The organism is Providencia sp. PROV268 (assembly GCF_028477805.1).
In the GTDB taxonomy this organism is placed as follows: Bacteria; Pseudomonadota; Gammaproteobacteria; order Enterobacterales; family Enterobacteriaceae; genus Providencia; species Providencia stuartii.
On the sequence record NZ_JAMPLW010000005.1, the window covers coordinates 217,425 to 238,380 of the forward strand.

Consider the following 20,956-nt stretch of genomic DNA (forward strand, 5'->3'; position numbering starts at 1 on the left):
CCTTTCCATAACGCTGCCTGGTGAGATATTGCCTATGTTACGCATAAAAAAAGAAGCTCTAACTTTCGACGACGTATTGCTCGTTCCTGCACACTCAACCGTATTACCAAACACGGCCGATCTATCAACCCAACTGACTGCAACTATCCGCCTGAATATTCCTATGCTTTCTGCAGCGATGGATACAGTGACTGAATCTGATCTTGCGATTGCACTGGCTCAAGAGGGTGGCCTTGGTTTTATCCACAAAAACATGTCTATTGAGCGCCAAGCGGAAGAAGTTCGTCGCGTGAAAAAACATGAAAGTGGGGTTGTAACTGATCCGGTTACCGTTACCCCTGAGACAACGATCCGCGAAGTTCAAGAAATGGCAGAACGTAATGGTTTTGCTGGTTATCCTGTTGTGGCTGCGGATAAATCGCTTGTGGGGATCATTACAGGTCGTGACGTTCGTTTTGTTACCGATCTGGATCAGCCTGTCACTGCGGTAATGACACCGAAAGAGCGTCTCGTTACGGTAAAAGAGGGCGAAGCTCGTGAAGTTGTACTGCAAAAAATGCACGAAAAACGCGTTGAAAAAGCCCTAGTGATCGATGATAACTTCCACCTGTTAGGGATGATCACAGTTAAAGATTTCCAAAAAGCAGAACGTAAACCAAATGCTTGTAAAGACGAACAAGGTCGTCTGCGTGTTGGTGCGGCAGTTGGTGCTGGCGCGGGCAACGAAGAACGTGTTGATGCGCTGGTGGCTGCGGGAATCGACGTATTATTGATCGACTCTTCACACGGTCACTCTGAAGGTGTATTGCAACGTATTCGTGAAACACGCAAAAAATACCCAGACTTACCGATTATCGGTGGTAACGTCGCAACGGCTGAAGGTGCAAAAGCACTAGCGGAAGCGGGTGTGAGTGCCGTTAAAGTGGGTATCGGCCCTGGTTCTATTTGTACTACGCGTATCGTGACGGGGGTCGGTGTACCGCAAATTACGGCAATTGCTGATGCTGTCGAGGCATTAGAAGGAACAGGTATCCCTGTAATTGCCGATGGCGGTATTCGTTTTTCTGGCGATATTTCTAAGGCGATTGCCGCAGGGGCAGCCTGTGTTATGGTTGGCTCCATGTTTGCAGGAACAGAAGAATCTCCGGGTGAAACTATCCTTTTCCAAGGACGTAGCTATAAAGCCTATCGTGGTATGGGCTCATTAGGCGCAATGTCTAAAGGCTCTTCAGACCGTTACTTCCAGTCTGATAATGCGGCTGACAAATTAGTTCCAGAAGGGATTGAAGGGCGCGTTGCTTATAAAGGCCGTCTAAAAGATATCATCCATCAACAAATGGGTGGATTACGTTCCTGTATGGGGCTGACAGGTTGTGGTACTATTGATGATCTTCGTACTAAAGCCGAGTTTGTCCGTATTAGTGGTGCGGGTATCCAAGAAAGCCACGTACATGATGTAACCATCACTAAAGAGTCCCCGAACTACCGTCTGGGACAATAACAGATAATGATTCAGGGTAGCTCCGTAGTTAATTACGGAGCTACCAATTTTTTATTTTTGACTTGAATTTTTGGAATTCTCCTCAAATGACAACAAATATCCATAAGCATCGCATTCTTATCCTTGATTTCGGCTCACAGTACTCACAACTGATTGCTCGCCGTGTTCGTGAAATTGGCGTTTATTGTGAACTCTGGGCGTGGGACGTTTCAGAAGAGCAAATCCGTGAATTCAATCCGAACGGTATCATCCTTTCTGGTGGTCCAGAAAGCACCACAGAAAATGATAGCCCACGTGCTCCTGAGTATGTATTTAATGCAGGTATACCCGTTTTAGGTATCTGCTATGGTATGCAAACCATGTCAATGCAACTTGGTGGTGCCGTCGAGGTTTCTGGTGAGCGTGAATTTGGTTACGCAAAAGTTGAAATCACTGAGCAATGCGATTTGTTCCGTGATATTCAAGACTCACTCAACGAAAATGGTACGCCAGTGCTGGATGTCTGGATGAGCCATGGCGATAAAGTGACTGCGATCCCCGCGGATTTTAAAACTATCGCAAGTACACCAAACTGCCCATTTGCAATCATGGCAAATGAAGAGAAAAAATTCTATGGTGTTCAATTCCACCCAGAAGTAACACACACTTACCAAGGCCTCAATATTCTGAAGCGCTTTGTGCAGGATATTTGCCAATGTGAAGCTCTGTGGACGCCAGCGGCGATTATTGATGATACTGTAGCACGCCTCAAAGAGCAGATTGGCGATGATCATGTGATTTTAGCACTGTCTGGCGGTGTCGATTCTTCTGTAACCGCTTTGTTGTTAAACCGTGCGATTGGTAAACGACTCACGTGTGTATTTGTTGATAACGGCTTGTTGCGTTTAAACGAAGCTGATCAAGTGATGGAGATGTTTGCAGGTAAATTTGACCTAAACATTATCCATGTGAAAGCAGAAGATCGTTTCCTGAGTGCATTAGCAGGTATTCACGACCCAGAAGCAAAACGTAAAGCGATTGGTCATGTATTTATCGATGTGTTTGATGAAGAAGCTTCAAAACAAACGCAAGTTAAATGGTTGGCACAAGGTACTATCTATCCAGATATTATTGAATCTGCGGCGTCAGCGACGGGTAAAGCGCATGTCATTAAATCTCACCATAACGTCGGTGGGTTACCAGAAGATATGAAGTTAGGCCTAGTTGAGCCATTGAAAGAGCTGTTCAAAGATGAAGTTCGTAAAATTGGTCTTGAACTTGGCTTGCCATACGACATGCTATATCGTCACCCATTCCCAGGTCCAGGCCTCGGCGTACGTGTTTTAGGTGAAGTGAAAAAAGAGTATTGTGATCTTCTGCGTCGTGCCGATGCTATCTTTATTGAAGAGCTACACAAAGCAGAGCTTTATCACAAGGTTAGCCAAGCATTTACGGTATTCCTGCCTGTGCGTTCTGTTGGTGTGATGGGTGATGGTCGTAAATACGATTGGGTTGTTTCTTTACGTGCAGTTGAGACAATTGACTTTATGACCGCACACTGGGCTCATTTACCATATGATTTCTTAGGCCGTGTTTCAAACCGCATTATCAATGAGGTCGATGGGATTTCAAGGGTCGTGTATGATATCAGCGGTAAGCCACCAGCAACGATCGAATGGGAGTAGTCCCTCAATAAGAATTAGCTGGCATTGACTAGCAAAATAACGACGTAAGCCCATGTAAAAATGGGCTTTTTTGTTTTGTTGCTTGTTGTGTCTGAAGCTCAATTACGCTAGTTAATATTGATTATCTATTTGAACTACGAGCTTCTATTTCCAATTAATGGGATGGACTACCTCCTCCCTCTGAGGTTAACTGAACAAAATATACTCAGCAGGAGCATTATCATGAATGTTATCTATCTCGGTATTGATTTGGCTAAAAATGTTTTTCAACTTTGTGGATTAAATCAGTCGGGTAAACCGGTTTATAAAAAACGCCCTGATCGTAAAACGTTGCTACAGACCGTCGCGAATATTCCGGCTTGCCTGATTGGTGTGGGAGCCTCCACGGGCGCATTTTACTGGCAGCGTGAGTTCGAAAAACTGGGACATAAGGTAAAAGTGATCAGTCCCCAGTATGTAAAACCCTTTGCCCGCGGGCAAAAAAATGACGGTAATGATGCACAGGCTATCGCAATTGCTCTGATGCAGCCAACAATGCAGTTCGTTCCCCCAAAAAGTCCGGAACAGCAGGATATTCAAGCCCTGCACCGGGCAAGACAGCGTATTGTTAATCACCGCACTGCGACAGTCTGTCAAATCAGAGGATTACTGCTTGACCCTGGAATAACAATCGGTACGGCAGTCTCAAGGGTTCGTCACGCTATTCCGCTGATTCTGGAGGACACAGAAAATGGTCTTAGTACCAGAATGCGCAGGACGATAGCAGAACTCTATGATCTTTTTAACGACCTTGGTCGTCGTATAAACTTTTTTGATAAAGAAATTGATACTGTTTTCCGACAATCTGAAGCCTGTCAGCGGATTGCCAAAGTTAAAGGTATTGGCCTTAAAACAGCGACTGCAGTTGTTGCTGCGATTGGCAAAGGAACTGAATTCAAAAATGGTCGTCATTTCGCTGCCTGGTTAGGAGTTCACTCCAGTGGCGACAGACAGGTGCTGATGAACATAACCAAAAAAGGCGATAAGCATTTACGACCCTTATTTATTCATGGAGCCCGGGCAGTCGTCAGAGTGGCTGCAAATAATAATGAGGGTTACTTAAACCAATGGGTTAATCAGCTAAAAGAGCGACAGGGATTTAACAAAACGACCGTTGCAGTTGCCAACAAAAATGCCAGAATTATTTGGTCAATTCTTCACAATGAAACAGAGTACAGACCGGCAGTGTAATAGCATACCTTTAAAAGTTGCAAGGTATTGAAAAATGGATACAGGTTAAACCTGCACGATCGGAACCTGATTATTATATTGGCCTTCGTGGCCGTCCAGTTGTTGAGGCGATTGTGTGCGGATCACCCATTTGGGCACAGATATTTCTGATGCCGGATAGATGTAAGCAACAGCCTAAAACTTGATTCAGTACTTGCAAAACGGAGGTAGTCCATAGATATAATAAGTCACATTACTGATCCCATTTTGGCGACAAATGTCTTTGAATTTCATGCCAGAAAATCTAATTATAGCTGTCTTATTTTAGGGGGAAGTGGACATATAGCTTGAAAGTGTTAAAGAGGAGGATAGATTTGGCCTCTAATGTGTTGATAGTTTTCTCTGATGTAATATTTGAAACAAAGCTTTGTGCAATAATACTCATAGTTATTCTTTTTAACCTAAATTTAAAGTACTTTATGAACATAAAGGCCACAATATCGCTTTTTGATTAAAGCTCGGATGTCATCAAGTGAATTAATAGCCCGAATATCGTCCATGGTAATTACGATAACTCTGATTCCATCTTGCAAGGCACTAGTTAAAATACCAGCTGCACCAGGCTCAGTGCCATCACCTTTAATAAACCCCCCTGTAACACTATTAGCAGCTACAAATATACCTGTGCTTAAAGATCGCCTCCTAACCTTATTTACAAAATTATCTAATATGGAAGCTCCAACTGCGGTACTCCAATTTTTACATTCTACTAATATAACTGAGTCCCAAGGACGTAATACTTCTTCTGTTTGAGCATTCCAAAGAACGATATCTATTTCTTCTGAAGGCATTCTTATATCATGTTCCGTTACATCTACACCATTTAAGTGCTCAAACATATATATTGAAACAAGCTCAAATGATTGGCCTTTTTCTTGATTTGTAATGGCAGCATCAACATTTGCAATTAAAGTTTTAAATTGGTTTATATCAAACATTTTAGAACTCCTGACCATATAAGAGTTCTCTTACCTTTGATTTAACTAAAAATAATAAATCGCTAGGTTCTCTTACATTTACGAGATCATCCCGGTCAAGTGCGATTGCATTGATGCCTTCTTCAACTCTGAACTTATTTAGTAAGTGTTTAGTCCTGTTATCATTCAATCCTGTAGTTGCTAAAATAAGACCTTTAATGCCAGATATCTTACTCATATGAAGGAACTGAGATAGTGATGAAGAATTCATTGAACTAATAGCTTTCAGCTCAACAGCTATTGGATTCCCTAAAATAGCTAGTTCTGAGTCTTCTTGGGAGTTCCAAATGACTAAGTCAAAACCTTTTTCATGCCGAGCATTTGAATCTGACTCAATTACTTCCCAACCATCAACACCTCGAGCAATTTCTGCAAACCATTGCTCAAACAGTCGTCCTCTACGAGATACTTCTGCTGAAAATAAATCGCGGAAACTACGGGAGATTACAAGATGTTGAGATGTATAATATTGTTTTAGCTCTCTTCTTGGTCCTAAATAACCTATTTTTTTACAGGTTGAATCTTCAATTGCTTCTTTAAGTTGAAACATGAAGTTACTATCACTTAAGCTACGTTGTGATGTGCTAAGTATTCGTTGACCTCTGAGTTCAGGAGGAAGTATATATTCGTGTTCGGTCACAATAACTACAGGCTTCTTTGCTCCATGGGCTAATCCTATTTGATAGTAAAGACTTTCGTCTTTATTACTAACATAGGCAATTAAAACATCACATAGATTAATTAATCCCCATATAGCATCAATAATAGTTTCTTGAGCTGAAAAGTCTTCAATAGTCTCAACTTTATAGCCTTCAATTTCAGAAATATATTCAAGGCTTTTTTTTAGCTCATATTTTTGATGAGAAAATTCATTTAAAATTCCAATTCTTTTCATTTATACCACCAAAATTTATAGATTATTTATTGGAGCTCAAAAGTACATTATTTAACTTAAAAATGTTTAGTGCTGTTACTATGAAGCTTGATTAATATCTTTTCACTGAAGTAAAATAAAGTGATAAATACTATTTTCTAACTGGCTTTATTTTGTATGGAGTAAAAAGTCATTGTTTATCTTTAAGAAAACGCTTTTTCAATGGGTTTTTTGTATATTCCCACTCTTCTTTGAGTAAGAATCTAGCTTCTTGAACAGCTTTGTCTGAAAGTTCTCTCCAGCGTGAATATGCATTACTTTGTTCTGTATCTAGTTTAGAAGGATCAAGTAAATCCAGAAGATGTTTTAGTAACTGATTGGCTTTTTTGTTGCCAGGTTTAAAGCGAAGAGATATCCGATTGTGAATATGTAGGGCATCATATTTTAAACGTTCAAGTTTTGGTGTGATTTCTATTTTTTTTTCTTGAATTGTTTGATTATTGAACTCCAAGTATATATCGATCCACTCATGAGCTTTACTCGTATATTCAGCTATATCGCTTCTTAATCCGTCAATCCAAGCCTGTCTAAACTCTGATATTTTAACTCCACGAGTAATCAAAGCAGCACCAATTACTCCTAAAGCAACCCAAAGTGTAGCTGTCAACATAATGTTCTCAATCACCGTAATTAGTTAGATTGTCAGTACTTTAACATTTTAACTTAACATGTAAAATTAAAAATTATCCTATATAGTATAAATAATGGGACAAAGAGTGATGGTTTGCTCAAGTGATTGTTATTAAACAAAAAACATTCCCCATCAAAAACTTAGTGGGAGTGAGATATATTATTAATTGAATTAAATAAATATAATTCAATTATTGATTTTTTGTATTATTAATGCATTTTATTGGGTATGGTAGATACATTATGGCATCATACTGATGCCATAACTGGGATAGTGGTTCTTATTTGATATTGATGCTCTATTATCTAGAATTTCCTCGGTCAAATTTTTGGTTTAGTCTTTCCTGTTTAATTAATCTTCTTTCGTATGAAATATGAGGGTAAATACTTTTTCCCCAGTTTCTTGAACGTTGCATTCTGCTTCATATAAAACTGATGCAGGTTGGTTATGCTGGAATACATTTAGAAAATATTGAGCAGCGTTGAAAGCTGTGCGAGGTGTGAGTTTGGTTCCAGGCATAGTGATGTTGAACTGATGGTGCCTATCAAAAGCTTCTTCCGGCTCACGGAATCTAAATTTTACTTCAAACACAAGTTTAGCTCCTATATGTATCGCATTTTCAAAGTGGCGTTTCTCTAGCTCAGGAATGAATAATGGATCTGCAGCTTTTATTGTAATTGTTGTTGCAATACCTATCGCGAGAAGTGCCAAAGATTCCGCAACGTTTTGTTCATTGGGATTCCAAGCGTCCCTCCGTTTGATATTCCCGTGAAAATAAAAACCTCTTTTTTCGACTAAATGATTGATAATGCTATCCACCTCTGGCTTTGCCATAAGGAGTTTTGCTGTATCCGAATTGTTGTCGTTTTTTGCCGGAATAACATCTTTAATAGCAAGTTCGACAATAGCACGAAAATCATTGTTTGACTTGAGTGCAGTTTGTAGGCTTTGTGTTTTAAACTGACCGTTACCGTAAAGGGATTCGATAAGTAGGAATGAGTAGCGGAAGGAATTTATGAATTTTTGTTCTTTAAGCATTTTGCGAGCGCTTTTTACGAAGGCTACTTCAAATTTCGGACCATCATATTTCTCCGCAGCCATAACTGCTCGTGTTAGCATATCAAAATTAAGAGTCAATGCAGGATCATGACGTCCCATAGATAACCCTTTTATGGATAGTTGGGTTTCTTCCTCTGGGGTTTCTCCTTCATATTTGGCCTCAATTTCCTCTGTGATAAGTTCAATATCATGGAAGCATTCAAGAAATGCTGATGCGTCATCAAGTTGACGCTTTACAAACATTATACGCTGATCGTGATTGCTAATTTTTGTCATGCTCTCATCAGCATTAGTTTTTTGAAAAGACGGTGCGTATTCCAGTGGTTGTTTTTCGAAGGTGAGCTCAATAGCTGTAGCATAATCGTTCTCTTCAATGATACGAAGCCTTCCGCCTTGCATGGGAATTTCCCAATGATCGTCAATGATTATTTTGCGTTTGAATGGAATGGTGTAACGAATTCTCACGGGGTTTAGCCTACCAATATTACCATTAAAGCTTGAATGATATCTGAAACTGTTAACTATTACATAACCAATACGATAATCAAGTTTGTTTAACGCAATAAAATGTCGTCATTAAGAGAACATATTACAGTCAGTAACTGTGGATAAGTTCCAAATAGAGTTGAACTCACAGATCCCAAGAGCACTTTCAATTTGATAGGATGATGTGAAATATATCGCCTATATTCTTATAGTTCATTGTTTAGACCATCAAAGTCGACTTCACCTGTTATTTTATCAATATCAAAAAAAGCAACAACGGGAGTGGTTGCTGGATCACCACCTCCTCCTCGACAGTGCGACGACTGGTGATCTTCACGTACTAATAAACGAAACCTATTATTATCATTTATACCTTCATAAAAGTGGCAGGAATATTCTACATTCATCCAGAGCGAAACAACTCTAATGGCTAAATCAAGGCTGGATGGATTAATATCATTGCGATAACTGTCACCATGATTTAACTGCCACAACCGCTCTTTTTTTATCCATCCTCTAACAATTTCACCCGTTGATGTATAATAATTAACAAGAATAAATGTACCTTCAGCATCTTCTTGCCCTGAAACTTGGTCTCCAGGGATAACAAATACGTCGTCAACGATGCATGAGTCATCAGGTGCTGAGTAAAAATTCGCTTTTTTATTACCGATAATTTGATAGTGATTATTCTTTACAGGAAAACTAATACCGATTTGTTGTTCTTTTATATTCGCACACTTTTTAGAGGTTGTGATTTTACTTTTCAGACTTTGAAAAAATTGTGCTTGTACCCATCCTGTGACAAATTGATTATTTATATCTCGATAACGAATATATAAATACTCTACACCCTTTATTTCACCAATTTCACGGAAGACTTCTACTTGATCACCTGAAATAATAAATGTTGCTAATCGGCAATTCTTATCCGGTGCAGAATAAAAATAAGCTCTACTTCCGTCTTTGACTACCATTGTTTGGTAATTAAATCCAGCTTCAGCACCATATATAGAAGCGATAAGATCGCATTGCTCATTGGCATGTAATGATATTGAAAATAATAACAAAAAATATAAATAGAACCGTTTCATTTTATTCTTTGAAATTCAGGATAGAGAGTTTCCTTTTTATCAAACATATAATGAATTTGCTTTAGGATTATGATTAGTTATTGCTAAAGTACGCTAAACTCCCATCTGGGCTAGTTTTTCCATCTGGTGAATAATGTTCCTTATTTTCTACAGAGAAGGCTCTAAAACAGACGTATAAACTTTTGTGATCCAAGAAGAATAGACAACACGTCAGGCTAGGGGAGGTCTATTTCAATAAATACACCTGCCGCTATTGTACATAGAACAAAACAAGCAATCGTAGCGTAGAGATAATCGTGCTCACGTAAAAATAGCACTAGCATGAGTATGACTCGAGCAACAGGAAGAAAAATAAATAAAATAATACCTATTTTTATGATGGGATAACCGCCGAATGATAATGGGAAATAGGCAGCAAGTGCATTGATAATAACGCCGATGGCTATCAGTACTGTCGCAAACCATGTACCATACCAGAGCAAATTCGCAATAAGTTGATCCCGTATTTCTATATTTCTTGTGAGCTTCTTCATTCTACACAGACTCAACCAAAAGTTGGATATCAAAAGCACTTAACAGCATTTGAACTGCCAATAGCGCGAGAATGATAACGAAAAAGATCCGCAATTTTTCCGCTGGTAACCACATCAGTAAGCGCGCGCCAATGAGCGCACCAATAACCGAGCCTAAAGTGATAGGCCCCGCAATATCAATATCGATATCACCACGAACAAAATAAGCGCAGGCACTGGCAGTCGCAGTAACACCGATCATAAAGTTTGATGTGGCAGAAGAAACTTTAAGAGGGAGTCGTAAAGCAGAATCCATCGCAGGAATTTTAAGAACACCAGAACCAATACCGAGTAGTGCGGAAAGTAAACCTGCACCGTACATAAGTAACATACCGAGTGGTAAATGCCCTATTTGATAACTGACTTCTTTTCCGACACGGTCAGGGTAGCTGGCGTGTAATTGTAATCGACTTGCCCAGCTTGTAGGTGGAGAGGTGACATGATGTGTTTGATGCCTTCGAGTCAACATTTGTTTAGCAGAAAGCCCAAGAATAATAGCGAATAGCCCATATAACACTGGCGTTGAAATTATTCCGATAAGAAACACACCCGTTAATGCTCCAATCGTTGTAGCCGTTTCAAGAACGATGGCCAATCTTACATTTGCAAGGCGTCTTTTAAGAAAGGGAGCAGCACTTACACATGAGCAAGCAATCACAGAAATAAGACTTGCTCCGATCGCAATATGAATATCAATACCAAAGATGAATATCAGGATGGGTACAATAAAGATACCACTTGCCATACCTAATACACCGCCAAGGGCGCTTGCGCTAAACGCAGCTAAAACTAGCCATAAAGATCCCATGACTTAATTTCCCTATCATGAACGGTCACGTGGACGTCGAACCAAGCGAGTCACAAAACGAATTAGATCGCCACGGTAATAGAGTTTTTCGTAATCAATAGGGCGATGCCCATGAGTATAGGATGTACGTTCAATCATAAAGACAGCACCCCCCGGCTGAATATTGAGAGCCTGTGCGACTTCAGCAGAAGCGGTAACCGCTTCAAGTCGATATTCTGCTTCGGTCAGTGGTAAGTGATATTTATCTTCCAGTAGAGAAAAAATTGGCTCAACATCAAGGTTATGCGTAGTGATCTTTTCACCAATCTCCTGTGGTAGGTACGTCTCATCAAAAGACATTGCGACACCATCGGCTAGACGGACGCGTTTAATTTGCATCACCAAGCTGCCTGTTGAAACTGAAAGCTGCTTAGCGACATCAGCTTTAGCGGGCACGACCTGTGTTCCGAGCAAACGAGCCGTTGGTGTACGGCCTAGAGCCAACATATCTTCAACAAAGCCTGTCAATTCGGTCAACTCTTGTGTGATTTTAGGCTCTGTGACGAAAGTGCCTTTGCCTCTTCGGATTTCGACTTGCCCACGAGAAACTAGGTTTTCAATAGCCTTACGGATAGTCGTGCGGCTGACATTGAACCTTTCGACCAATTGTTCTTCGGATGGGAGCTGACTACCGGGGGGTAAAATACCGGTAGAGATGTCAGCAGCTAAAGCCGCTTGGACTTGAGCATAAAGTGGTGTGTGTTCTTGTTCAATTTTCATTCGCTAATCATGACATCATGATGTCGTAATGTCAATTTACTAGGCGTAAGATAATTGAAGATTGAATTTTTTATTAGGTGATTAAGAACAAGGCTAAGCATCATTAAAGAGGCGATAAAATACAAAGCGTTAGCTAAGAGAGGGAGTATGGATAGATGGTTTTTACGCGTGAAGAAGTATTAATCGAATGGTCGGAAAGTGATTGCCGCCTTATTAAATGTTCAACCTTAAATTCGCGTTTACCTCGTCGATTAATGACTTTGGCACATCCCATTCCTTCGCTAACGTTGGCCATTTCGAGACATGTTCAATCGTTTCATCGATGACTGCATTACCGAAGTCATCGGGTAGGGAGTCTGCGATTAAACCAGGAAGGCCTTTAAAGGTGTTAAAGTCTAATTCTGGGAAGCGAAATATTGTTGAAGACAAAGGCATTTTTAAAGGGGATAGTTCAATCCTTTTTTGAGAAAACTGGGTTCGTATTCAAAAGCACCAATCTTTCTCTCTGTATCAAAACTGAGTGCACCGATGGTTTGATTATGATAATTGACATTAATAACTTCCATTACCATTCAATGTGCTCCTCTTCATTCTCTTGTCGCTGACCAGATGCTCTTTGGCGCTTTTTTCCTTGTAATTTAGCTAGTTGTATAGGTGAAATAGGTTTTGAAGGTAAAAATAAATCAAGTTGCTCCGTTAAATTTAAAGCCTGCATGATAGCGATAAAAATTTCTAGTTGCGCTTTACCTTTCTCAGCATTGATAACTGTTTTACGTGCGACACCAGCAAATTCTGCGACCTCAGATTGCGTTAGGTTTTGATTCAAGCGAGCCTGTTTTAATCGTTCTCCAAGTTGCTCTGCAAGTGCAATAGCACTTATTTTATTATTCATATAAAGACCCTATTTGGTGACTTTAAATGCAAAAATAACCGATAATGTAACTATTATGGTACTTTATTTTTATTAAGTAAAGGTTGCTGGTAGTGTAACCAAAAAAGAACTTTAGCATAAAAATACTTATTTAAAGTAACTAAAATGGAACTTTATAAAGATTAGTTTATTTGTTGTTGATAAACCGCGTAAAGGCAAACACGCTTGAAAGCCCCTTAATTGAAAAGGGGCGGATGGACTAGATAACTTTTACCGTGCAAAGGGGTAATTAAGTTATCGGCAGTGAACTATTCTAAGGAAATGCTTCACCAACCATTTGTTCGCTTTTTAGCCATAATGCTTTGGCAAGTTGTGGGTCGATAGCATAAGTGCGAAGACCGAAAAAACCCGGTCCATCATTAACTTGTGCAACTTGGCAATCTTCGCAATATTGACCACCAATTTCATCCGCATCAGCGACGGCAGCAGCCCATACGGTGGTTGCTGCACCTTGTGGGATTGTTTTAGTTTCTAAACTGGATAAACCGGCTTGCTGGTTAAGTGAATTGATCATGGTGCCAATTTCGGCTTGATCTTCGGCCGACATATTGCGGCTCAAGTTAGTAGCAATATTACCGGGGTGAATAGCGCAAGCGCGAATACCCAGGTTGCGATAACGGCGGTCAAATTCAACAGCAAATAAAATGTTGGCAGTCTTTGAACGACTATAGGCAAGTTGTGGCTGATAGTCAGTATAGGAGAAATTAAGATCGTTAATATCAAAATCGAATAAACGGTGTCCTGCTGAGGAAACGCTAATAACACGAGCGCCTGAATTTAATAAAGGTATTAGGCGATTAACAAGTACAAAATGACCTAAGTGGTTAATACCAAACTGAGTTTCAAAACCATCGGCAGTATGACCAAATGGTGTCGCCATCACACCAGCGTTATTAATGATAATATCAATTGGTTTTCCGGCTGCGAGTAGTTTGTCAGAGCATGTGCGTACAGAGGCAAGCGATGAAAGATCTAATTCAACGAGCTCGAAACTGCCTTGTGGGTTAGCGCCACGAATAGCGTGAGCTTGCTTTTCACTTTTAGCAGTATGGCGAACGGTACCAATAACATGAGCGCCACGTGCGGTTAATGCTCTAGCAATTTCAACGCCAAGACCAGAAGAAGTTCCTGTAACGAGAATACGTTTATGACTTAAATCGATGTTATTTAAAACGTCATCAGCGGTGGAGGTGGCACCGAATAGGTTCTTTTTCATGTAATTCTCCTTAATATATGAGCACTAAAAAAGCCCCGCGCTCTTAATTTCAATATGGAAAACAACTTACTACATGATGGTGATTGACTGATTTTTTAACAAATCGAAACGGGAGCTGTAAAACAGTCAACGAGTATTTTTGTGCGTTGAAATAATTCGGTGGTGGTTGGGTTATCTGCAAGTTGACCATTTAATGCCAATAAAAAGACCTTTGCTGCCATCTCATCTTGTAAAATGACTGCAACACATTGCAGGATAAATTGCTGGTGCTGCTGCACAATACTAGGGGCAAGCTGCTCACAGATATCATAAAATTCTGCACCCATCGGTGCGCCTATCCTGTCAGCCCAAGGTTCGAGGATCAGTAATTGGCTAACTTGCATTAAACGCTCTTGTGAGGAGCGTTGTGAGTGAGCCACTTTTTTGGCGCTAGGTTGCCTTGATACCAACCATTCAACAAATACGTTGATAAAAATTTGCTCTTTATCTTTAAAATGTTTGTATAACAGTGTACGAGAAAGATGGGCTCTGTTCGCAATATCCTCAAGTGAGGTTTTTTTAAATCCAAAATTTAAGAAGCACCAACGAGCAGATTGTAAAATATGCGTTTGTCGTTGATTAATTTCTTCTTGGTGCATCTTTATTGGCACATCCACGCTCCATATAGGCTAATGCGAATTTGACATTATTAGACAATCTTATTTGGATGTTGACAAAGTTAACTAATATTGTCAATTCGTCAAAATAACTAGATGTAAAGCTCGCTTTATGGAAGTGACTAAATACGTTACTTCCATGATGGGCTAAATAACGTTGATAAATAGCATGATTAATCGGGTTTGGATGCGCGTCATAGAAACGTACTTTTAGCTAATACCGATATTAAAAACTTTTTTAATATAAAGTTATCAAATGGTTATGTTTGTTTTGTTGAATGGCTTGGTTATTATTTACCCTTAATCAAAATAATTAATTATTCACTTTTACTGCATTAATTGCTTGTTCAAAATATTCAACTTGATATTATTTCTATCCTATATGCATCAAATGTATATTTTCACTCTCCATAATTATAAAAATAATTTATTGGAGAATCTATTTCATTGATTACTAAGGATATAAAAGATGTCATTTCGGTTGAGATATCTTGCTTTACTTCCTCTATTGGTCGCAACAGCTTGCCAGCAACCTGCAAACACCAACACCAAAGCGATCCCTGACGCACAAGTCCAACCCATTATTGTGAATAATTCTTGGATAGAAATTTCTCGTAGTGCACTCGATTTCAATATTAAAAAAGTGCAGGCGTTGCTGGGGGATAAGTCATCGCTTTGTGCTGTATTGAAAGGGGATGCGTATGGTCATGATTTGACACTGGTAACGCCTCTGATGATTGAAAATAATGTGCAATGTATTGGCTTAACAAATAATCAAGAATTTAAACAAGTCAGAGAGTTAGGTTTCAAAGGCCGTTTGATGAGAGTGCGTAATGCCACTGAACAAGAAATGGCACAAGCAACAGCCTATGACGTTGAAGAGCTTATCGGTAATCTCGATATGGCACAGCGTTTAAATGATATTGGTAAAAAGCAAAATAAAGTAATACCAATCCATTTAGCATTGAATTCAGCGGGAATGTCACGTAATGGGCTAGAAGTGAGTCATGCGCAAGGCCTCAATGACGCAAAAATGATTGCTCAATTACCTCAGCTAAAAGTTGTTGGCATCATGTCGCATTACCCTGAAGAAGATGAGGCTCAAATCCGCAAAGATTTAGCGAAGTTTAAAAAGCAGTCACAACAAGTCCTTGATGTAACTGGATTGAAGCGTGAAGATGTCATTTTGCATGTGGCGAATACCTATGCAACCATCACTGTACCTGAGTCATGGCTTGATATGGTGCGTGTTGGCGGTATTTTCTATGGTGACACGGTAGCAACGAAAGACTATAAGCGTGTCATGACATTAAAATCGAATATTGCCTCGGTGAATCATTACCCTAAAGGAAACACGGTCGGTTATGACAGAACCTATACGCTAAAACGTGACTCTGTATTGGCTAATATTCCTGTCGGTTATGCTGACGGCTACCGCCGAGTATTCAGCAATGCGGGGCACGCATTAATTAATGGGCAAACGGTGCCTGTATTAGGAAAGACATCAATGAATACCGTGATGGTCGATGTGACTGACTTAAAGCAAGTCCAACCCGGAGATGAAGTTGTTTTCTTTGGTAAACAAGGTAATGGTGAAATCACTGCCGAAGAGGTTGAAGATATCAGTGGAGCATTATTTACTGAAATGTCAATTCTTTGGGGAGCGACCAACAAACGTATTCTTGTCGATTAAAGATAGCATTGCAGTAGGAAAAGAGAGCGAGTAGATATTCGCTCTTTTTATTTGTTATTTAGGCGTGTCACTGCTGATATTGGCGTATCCATTAAAATATGAGTTATGGCATCGCTATCGTAATAACATCTTGATATGTTAGCTTGAATGATCATTTGATTATTTGATAGTGTCGGAAGGCACACAATAGAATTAGAAGGGTAGCATATGTATCAAGTTGATTTGCATGCGCATACTATTGCCAGCACACATGCCTATAGCACGGTTAATGAGTATTTTTCCGAGGCAGCACGTAGAGGGATAAAACTGTTTGCCATTACAGATCATGGCCCTGAAATGGACGATGCTCCACATCAGTGGCATTTTGCCAATATGCCTATTTTGCCACGTATTGTGAATGGCGTTGGTTTGCTCTACGGTATTGAAGCGAATATTAAAAATAAACAAGGTGAAATCGACTGTAATGAAAAAATGAACAGGCAATTAGATATTATCTTAGCGGGCTTTCATGAACCAGTTCTTGCACCACAAAGTCAGGCGGATAATACAGAAGCGATGATTGCCACAATTCAAAGCGGCAAAGTACACATTATTACGCATCCGGGGAACCCTAAATACCCGATTGATATTCGTGCGGTTGCTCAAGCAGCAAAAGAGTGTAATGTCGCATTGGAAATGAATAACTCATCATTTTTGCATTCTCGCGTTGGCAGTGAATCAAATTGTCTGGCAATAGCTAAAGCAGTGAAAGAAGTGGGTGGCTGGGTTTCATTGGGCTCTGATTCACATTATGCGGGATATTTAGGTAATTTTGATAAAGTGGTTGAGATGTTAACCGCGATTGATTTTCCCCAAGAGCAGATCTTAAATGTCACTCCCCGCAGGGTATTGGATTTTCTTGAATCACATGGAAGAAAAGCCATTCCTGAATTTGCTGATTTTTAAATTATAAAGCCGTTTAGTCATCATTAAACGGCTGAAATAGGTTGCTAAAGCGATAAGGTCATATTAATACAAGGAAGATAGCTTTGAGCTAATGCAGAATAATATTGGCCTTTGTTTTGAGAAATAAACCCTTGTTTTTGATAAAACCGTTCGGCATTAGGTGTCGATTCTAAAGTGAGTTGTTTGATATGACGGGATTTAGCTTCTTGTTTGATCCTGTCCATAATTAAACGGGCTGCGCCTAAACCTGAATATTCAGGTAAAGTAAAAATAGCATCAACACTGTGCTGTTTAAGGTTTAAGAAACCTGTGGCGATTGGAATATTAAGCTCATTAACAACCACAAAAAATGGATTTTCTTCCACCATAGTTCGATAGCTTTCTGGCATTTTGTCTGGCGCCCACGCCATAATCACACTATGGCTAAAGCTTTGTTTACAAGAGTGACGAATCGCGTTATTTCTGATAAACCAAAGTTGTTCGGCTTCAGATGGTACAGCGAGTCTAATTTCCATTAAGCCCCCAGTTACATAATAAATTTCTGTGTTATCAAATCAAAAATCAGATTAATAAACAACTTAATCACCAAAGTACTGCTGAAGATTAAAAGTAATCCCATAAAAGAGCCGTATCCCTTCGTCTTTTTGGTCGATAGCGATAATAAAATCCAACGCTAAGATATTAATGACAATAAAAAGAGCTAGTTGTTATTATTATAAAAGGTCACCCTATGAAAAAATACAAAGTAAATGTATGTTTATTCTCGGCTTTATTCTTTACATCGCTCTATGGTTATGCAAATCAAACTGACAACGAATGTCATGTGCCTGCTTTATCGCAATGCCCTCAGCCTGTTGATAGTCACTACCCAAATGTTAAAGACATGCTGACATGGGATCAAAATGAACGATTGCTTGGTTTTCGTAATGATTACCGCTCTTACCCCGGAGATGTATTCCATGCAATTAATCCCAAACCGCTAGAAAGAGAAATTCAAAACTTAGTTGATGTCACTTACCAATTGAAAGGGATGACATATAACCTTGATGACTATATTAAGCGTAATGATGTTACCGCGTTAATGGTGATAAAACAGGGAAAAGTCGTCTTTGAATATTATGGTAAAGGAAACACGCCAAAAACGTTATGGACCTCGCGTTCGGTCGGAAAATCAGTTGTTTCAACTCTAGTTGGGATAGCACTACAGGAAGGTAAAATAGCCTCATTAGACGATGCCATAGTTAAATACAATCCAAGTGTTAAAGGAACCGCTTGGGAAGATGTGACAATAAGGCAGTTGTTACAACACACCTCTGGGGTTGAGTGGGGGGAAGATTATGAAAACCTAAACTCAGATTTTGCCAAAATGACCGAGTGTGAAGCAAACCCGAAAATCTATGAGTGTGTGCAACAGTTAGTTATCAATCCTAAACGAAAATCCTATGCAAAAGCTGGGGAAGTGTGGCAATACAATTCAGGCGGTGCGTGGTTATTAGGGGATACACTTGAAAAAGCAACGGGTGTATCGATAGCACAATATCTCGAAAATAAGATATGGCAACCTTTTGGTATGACGAGCGACGGGGTATGGCAAAGCTATGAATTAAATAAACATAATACAGGGGCACATGGTTTTAATGCCACGTTAGAGGATTGGGGTAAGTTTGGGCTATTTTTTGCAGGGAATGGAGTCTTGCCAGATGGTCACAAATCATTACCGGATAATTGGGTGAATGAGTCTAAAAGCTGGGTACAAGCGAAAAACTCGGTGAATCCAAGTTACCCAGAAGGGATCTATGGCTTTGAATGGTGGAACAATAGCGTTCCGCAAAAAATGCAAAATGCACAACCTAAAGAGGGCCTAGATGGGAACAATACATTGTGGGCATTGGGAATTTTTGGGCAAATTATTGTGGTCAATCCAAAAGAGCAGCTAGTCATTGTTCAGTGGTCCACATGGCCAGTTGCTCATCCAGCAGAAGATGGGCAGCCGTTAGAAGCCTCATTAGTTTTTAATGCAATTAATAACTATCTAAACAAATAATATACTTAATAAATATGAAACGATCGCTCAATTAAAACAAGCGATCGTTTTTATATGTAAAAAGAGTAAATTTGGAAAATAAAAAATAGATTGACTCCTTGTTGAGCTTTCATTGATATTTCACAGCCAATAGATGACGATTTTTTTTGATTTGTTGCCTGTCGGATAATTTAAAATGTTGTAATTTGTGTTATGTGGTTTTTTATATTTACTTTGAAGCGGTAAAATGGCTTCTTTATCATGATATTACTCAATAAATAAATTCAATTGGTTTTTATGAGTGCCTCGCATTTTGTTATCTTGTTGTTTTTGTTTAATAAATAAATCAATGAGTAATTGGTGTTATTTTTTTAATAAAAATGAATAGGTAAAGAAAATAAAGTTATCACTAAAAGGAATTTTCTATCATTAGACTCATTGTTAATAAAGTAAATAGAACATCAACAAATCGCATAAATATTACCCCATAAATAACCTATAAAAAATTTATAAATCTTTAAGTTTTTCCTATTGTAGTGTATTTAAAAAATATGATTTATTGATATCGCAAGAACATCCTTGTATACATAAATTTGAAGGTATTTAGAATGAAAAAGTTATTAGCAATTGCGACGGTATTGTCATTAGCCATTTCGGGTTCGGCACTCGCTGCAGGTACAGCAAAAGAGGGGAAAACATCGCCTACGGTGAAAACACAGCAAAGTAGCCAATCGCATTCATCGAGCAACAGCAAAGCTCATAATCAACCAGTAAAGAAAAAGACTCCAGACTCTACTAAAGGTTAATGAGCCACCACTAATGTCAATCCAGTCTCAGTGCCATGGGAAATATACAGCCCGTGGCGCTGAATCTATATGGTATACTGCTTTTTATTTATCAAGATATACCTGTTATGAGCTATCAATGCCCCCTGTGTTTTAGTCCTTTAAAATTGAATAATAATAGTTGGCAGTGTTCCAATAACCATCAATTTGATCGTGCAAAAGAAGGTTATGTGAACTTACTGCCAGTACAACATAAGCGTTCTAAGGATCCTGGTGACAGTGCCGAAATGATGCAGTCTCGGCGGCAATTTTTAAATGCAGGTCATTATGATCCAATGCGTCAATGTGTGACTGAGAAATTAGCGCAATACCTTTCTGAGCAGAGTGAAAATGTATTAGATATTGGTTGTGGAGAAGGGTATTACACTGACTATTTTATGCAAAGCTTAATAAAACAGCGGGCAATTAAAGCTGTTTTTGGGTTAGATGTATCAAAAGCCGCTATTCGTTATGCAGCAAAACGCTATCCATCAGTCAATTTTTGTGTTGCCTCTAGTCACCGTTTGCCTTTCCCTGAACAAAGTATTGATGCAATTGTTCGTATTTATGCACCTTGCAAAGCGGAAGAATTAGCTAGAGTTCTGCAACGTTCGGGAATATTGATTACTGTAACACCAGCTCCTGAACACTTACAGGAATTGAAACAGTTGATTTATAGTGAGGTTAAATTACATCCAATTAAAGAAGAAGCCTTGCCGCAATTTAAATTAGTGGATGAAACCAATTTAAAGTACTCAATGCACTTAACAGGGGATGAAGCATTTGCATTATTAGAAATGACCCCTTTTGCATGGCGAGCTTCTGTGGATGTTAAAAATACATTACAACAGTCAGAACCAAAAGATTATACGGCTGATTTTCTGATACGGGTGTATCAACTTATTGATTAACAA

General features: G+C 39.2%; 22 protein-coding genes. 8 read left to right on the plus strand and 14 right to left on the minus strand.

What is annotated here, in order from left to right:
• The first annotated feature begins 34 nt into the window (after nucleotides 1-34).
• From guaB to PR699_RS04625, 3 genes are all read left to right on the plus strand, one after another.
• Nucleotides 35-1,501 carry an IMP dehydrogenase gene (gene guaB, locus PR699_RS04615; protein WP_004920523.1) on the plus strand — a complete coding sequence of 489 codons (1,467 nt, stop codon included), beginning with the start codon at nucleotides 35-37 and terminating at the stop codon, nucleotides 1,499-1,501.
• A gap of 86 nt (nucleotides 1,502-1,587) precedes the next feature.
• Entirely contained in the window at nucleotides 1,588-3,165 is a 1,578-nt protein-coding gene (gene guaA, locus PR699_RS04620) for a glutamine-hydrolyzing GMP synthase (RefSeq protein ID WP_004920518.1), read from the plus strand.
• 222 nt (nucleotides 3,166-3,387) lie between these two features.
• On the plus strand, nucleotides 3,388-4,395 hold the full coding sequence (locus PR699_RS04625; protein ID WP_014656104.1) for an IS110 family transposase: 1,008 nt from the start codon (nucleotides 3,388-3,390) through the stop codon (nucleotides 4,393-4,395).
• A 446-nt stretch (nucleotides 4,396-4,841) separates the two neighbouring features.
• Here PR699_RS04625 and PR699_RS04630 read toward each other — a convergent pair whose 3' ends face one another.
• From PR699_RS04630 to PR699_RS04690, 13 genes are all read right to left on the minus strand, one after another.
• Nucleotides 4,842-5,372, minus strand: coding sequence for a restriction endonuclease (locus PR699_RS04630; RefSeq protein WP_014656103.1), 531 nt, complete (start codon nucleotides 5,370-5,372; stop codon nucleotides 4,842-4,844).
• A gap of 1 nt (nucleotide 5,373) precedes the next feature.
• Nucleotides 5,374-6,306 carry a hypothetical protein gene (locus PR699_RS04635; RefSeq protein ID WP_014656102.1) on the minus strand — a complete coding sequence of 311 codons (933 nt, stop codon included), beginning with the start codon at nucleotides 6,304-6,306 and terminating at the stop codon, nucleotides 5,374-5,376.
• Between the two features lie 169 nt (nucleotides 6,307-6,475).
• The gene (locus tag PR699_RS04640) at nucleotides 6,476-6,955 is read right to left on the minus strand and encodes a hypothetical protein (protein WP_014656101.1); all 480 of its coding nucleotides are present in this window, start codon (nucleotides 6,953-6,955) and stop codon (nucleotides 6,476-6,478) included.
• A gap of 372 nt (nucleotides 6,956-7,327) precedes the next feature.
• Nucleotides 7,328-8,500 (minus strand): hypothetical protein, encoded by a 1,173-nt coding sequence (locus PR699_RS04645; protein WP_144242669.1) that lies wholly within the window; start codon nucleotides 8,498-8,500, stop codon nucleotides 7,328-7,330.
• 227 nt (nucleotides 8,501-8,727) lie between these two features.
• Entirely contained in the window at nucleotides 8,728-9,615 is an 888-nt protein-coding gene (locus tag PR699_RS04650) for a hypothetical protein (RefSeq protein WP_014656099.1), read from the minus strand.
• A gap of 215 nt (nucleotides 9,616-9,830) precedes the next feature.
• Nucleotides 9,831-10,148: a DUF1634 domain-containing protein gene (locus PR699_RS04655; RefSeq protein ID WP_004920497.1), complete on the minus strand. Its 318-nt coding sequence runs from the start codon at nucleotides 10,146-10,148 to the stop codon at nucleotides 9,831-9,833.
• A 1-nt stretch (nucleotide 10,149) separates the two neighbouring features.
• Nucleotides 10,150-10,995, minus strand: a complete 846-nt coding sequence (locus PR699_RS04660) for a sulfite exporter TauE/SafE family protein (protein WP_004920492.1) — start codon at nucleotides 10,993-10,995, stop codon at nucleotides 10,150-10,152.
• Nucleotides 10,996-11,010: 15 nt separating this feature from the next.
• Nucleotides 11,011-11,754: a GntR family transcriptional regulator gene (locus PR699_RS04665; RefSeq protein WP_014656098.1), complete on the minus strand. Its 744-nt coding sequence runs from the start codon at nucleotides 11,752-11,754 to the stop codon at nucleotides 11,011-11,013.
• Between the two features lie 213 nt (nucleotides 11,755-11,967).
• Nucleotides 11,968-12,183, minus strand: a complete 216-nt coding sequence (locus tag PR699_RS04670) for a hypothetical protein (protein WP_230085182.1) — start codon at nucleotides 12,181-12,183, stop codon at nucleotides 11,968-11,970.
• 8 nt (nucleotides 12,184-12,191) lie between these two features.
• Nucleotides 12,192-12,326: a hypothetical protein gene (locus PR699_RS04675; RefSeq protein ID WP_257791119.1), complete on the minus strand. Its 135-nt coding sequence runs from the start codon at nucleotides 12,324-12,326 to the stop codon at nucleotides 12,192-12,194.
• On the minus strand, nucleotides 12,320-12,646 hold the full coding sequence (locus PR699_RS04680) for a helix-turn-helix transcriptional regulator (RefSeq protein WP_014656096.1): 327 nt from the start codon (nucleotides 12,644-12,646) through the stop codon (nucleotides 12,320-12,322). Before PR699_RS04680 ends, PR699_RS04675 begins: the two co-directional genes overlap by 7 nt.
• Before the next feature lie 292 nt (nucleotides 12,647-12,938).
• Nucleotides 12,939-13,901, minus strand: a complete 963-nt coding sequence (locus PR699_RS04685; protein WP_014656095.1) for an SDR family NAD(P)-dependent oxidoreductase — start codon at nucleotides 13,899-13,901, stop codon at nucleotides 12,939-12,941.
• A gap of 95 nt (nucleotides 13,902-13,996) precedes the next feature.
• The gene (locus PR699_RS04690) at nucleotides 13,997-14,551 is read right to left on the minus strand and encodes a TetR/AcrR family transcriptional regulator (protein WP_223854793.1); all 555 of its coding nucleotides are present in this window, start codon (nucleotides 14,549-14,551) and stop codon (nucleotides 13,997-13,999) included.
• Nucleotides 14,552-15,026: 475 nt separating this feature from the next.
• Between PR699_RS04690 and alr the strand changes: the two genes are divergently transcribed.
• Together alr and PR699_RS04700 are read left to right on the plus strand one after the other, a co-directional pair.
• Entirely contained in the window at nucleotides 15,027-16,250 is a 1,224-nt protein-coding gene (alr, locus tag PR699_RS04695) for an alanine racemase (RefSeq protein WP_004920471.1), read from the plus strand.
• Nucleotides 16,251-16,457: 207 nt separating this feature from the next.
• Complete coding sequence (locus PR699_RS04700) at nucleotides 16,458-17,195, plus strand: phosphatase (protein ID WP_004920468.1); 738 nt, start codon at nucleotides 16,458-16,460, stop codon at nucleotides 17,193-17,195.
• 44 nt (nucleotides 17,196-17,239) lie between these two features.
• Here PR699_RS04700 and PR699_RS04705 read toward each other — a convergent pair whose 3' ends face one another.
• Nucleotides 17,240-17,710 carry a GNAT family N-acetyltransferase gene (locus tag PR699_RS04705; protein ID WP_272572841.1) on the minus strand — a complete coding sequence of 157 codons (471 nt, stop codon included), beginning with the start codon at nucleotides 17,708-17,710 and terminating at the stop codon, nucleotides 17,240-17,242.
• Nucleotides 17,711-17,925: 215 nt separating this feature from the next.
• Between PR699_RS04705 and PR699_RS04710 the strand changes: the two genes are divergently transcribed.
• From PR699_RS04710 to rlmA, 3 genes are all read left to right on the plus strand, one after another.
• A complete protein-coding gene (locus tag PR699_RS04710; RefSeq protein WP_004920462.1) occupies nucleotides 17,926-19,239 on the plus strand; it encodes a serine hydrolase in 1,314 nt (437 codons plus the stop codon).
• A 587-nt stretch (nucleotides 19,240-19,826) separates the two neighbouring features.
• Nucleotides 19,827-20,024 carry a hypothetical protein gene (locus PR699_RS04715; protein WP_004920458.1) on the plus strand — a complete coding sequence of 66 codons (198 nt, stop codon included), beginning with the start codon at nucleotides 19,827-19,829 and terminating at the stop codon, nucleotides 20,022-20,024.
• 107 nt (nucleotides 20,025-20,131) lie between these two features.
• Nucleotides 20,132-20,953: a 23S rRNA (guanine(745)-N(1))-methyltransferase gene (rlmA, locus tag PR699_RS04720; protein WP_041705372.1), complete on the plus strand. Its 822-nt coding sequence runs from the start codon at nucleotides 20,132-20,134 to the stop codon at nucleotides 20,951-20,953.
• Nucleotides 20,954-20,956: the final 3 nt, after the last annotated feature.

Excerpts from the sequence above, each read along its gene's own strand:
- PR699_RS04635 (WP_014656102.1), bottom strand. The coding sequence starts at position 6,306 with ATGAAAAGAATTGGAATTTTAAATGAATTTTCTCATCAAAAATATGAG.
- guaB (WP_004920523.1), top strand. The coding sequence starts at position 35 with ATGTTACGCATAAAAAAAGAAGCTCTAACTTTCGACGACGTATTGCTC.
- PR699_RS04685 (WP_014656095.1), bottom strand. The coding sequence starts at position 13,901 with ATGAAAAAGAACCTATTCGGTGCCACCTCCACCGCTGATGACGTTTTA.
- PR699_RS04655 (WP_004920497.1), bottom strand. The coding sequence starts at position 10,148 with ATGAAGAAGCTCACAAGAAATATAGAAATACGGGATCAACTTATTGCG.
- PR699_RS04665 (WP_014656098.1), bottom strand. The coding sequence starts at position 11,754 with ATGAAAATTGAACAAGAACACACACCACTTTATGCTCAAGTCCAAGCG.
- rlmA (WP_041705372.1), top strand. The coding sequence starts at position 20,132 with ATGAGCTATCAATGCCCCCTGTGTTTTAGTCCTTTAAAATTGAATAAT.
- PR699_RS04660 (WP_004920492.1), bottom strand. The coding sequence starts at position 10,995 with ATGGGATCTTTATGGCTAGTTTTAGCTGCGTTTAGCGCAAGCGCCCTT.
- PR699_RS04630 (WP_014656103.1), bottom strand. The coding sequence starts at position 5,372 with ATGTTTGATATAAACCAATTTAAAACTTTAATTGCAAATGTTGATGCT.
- PR699_RS04640 (WP_014656101.1), bottom strand. The coding sequence starts at position 6,955 with ATGTTGACAGCTACACTTTGGGTTGCTTTAGGAGTAATTGGTGCTGCT.
- PR699_RS04715 (WP_004920458.1), top strand. The coding sequence starts at position 19,827 with ATGAAAAAGTTATTAGCAATTGCGACGGTATTGTCATTAGCCATTTCG.
- guaA (WP_004920518.1), top strand. The coding sequence starts at position 1,588 with ATGACAACAAATATCCATAAGCATCGCATTCTTATCCTTGATTTCGGC.
- PR699_RS04675 (WP_257791119.1), bottom strand. The coding sequence starts at position 12,326 with ATGGTAATGGAAGTTATTAATGTCAATTATCATAATCAAACCATCGGT.
- PR699_RS04680 (WP_014656096.1), bottom strand. The coding sequence starts at position 12,646 with ATGAATAATAAAATAAGTGCTATTGCACTTGCAGAGCAACTTGGAGAA.
- PR699_RS04705 (WP_272572841.1), bottom strand. The coding sequence starts at position 17,710 with ATGGAAATTAGACTCGCTGTACCATCTGAAGCCGAACAACTTTGGTTT.
- PR699_RS04650 (WP_014656099.1), bottom strand. The coding sequence starts at position 9,615 with ATGAAACGGTTCTATTTATATTTTTTGTTATTATTTTCAATATCATTA.
- PR699_RS04700 (WP_004920468.1), top strand. The coding sequence starts at position 16,458 with ATGTATCAAGTTGATTTGCATGCGCATACTATTGCCAGCACACATGCC.
- PR699_RS04710 (WP_004920462.1), top strand. The coding sequence starts at position 17,926 with ATGAAAAAATACAAAGTAAATGTATGTTTATTCTCGGCTTTATTCTTT.
- PR699_RS04625 (WP_014656104.1), top strand. The coding sequence starts at position 3,388 with ATGAATGTTATCTATCTCGGTATTGATTTGGCTAAAAATGTTTTTCAA.
- alr (WP_004920471.1), top strand. The coding sequence starts at position 15,027 with ATGTCATTTCGGTTGAGATATCTTGCTTTACTTCCTCTATTGGTCGCA.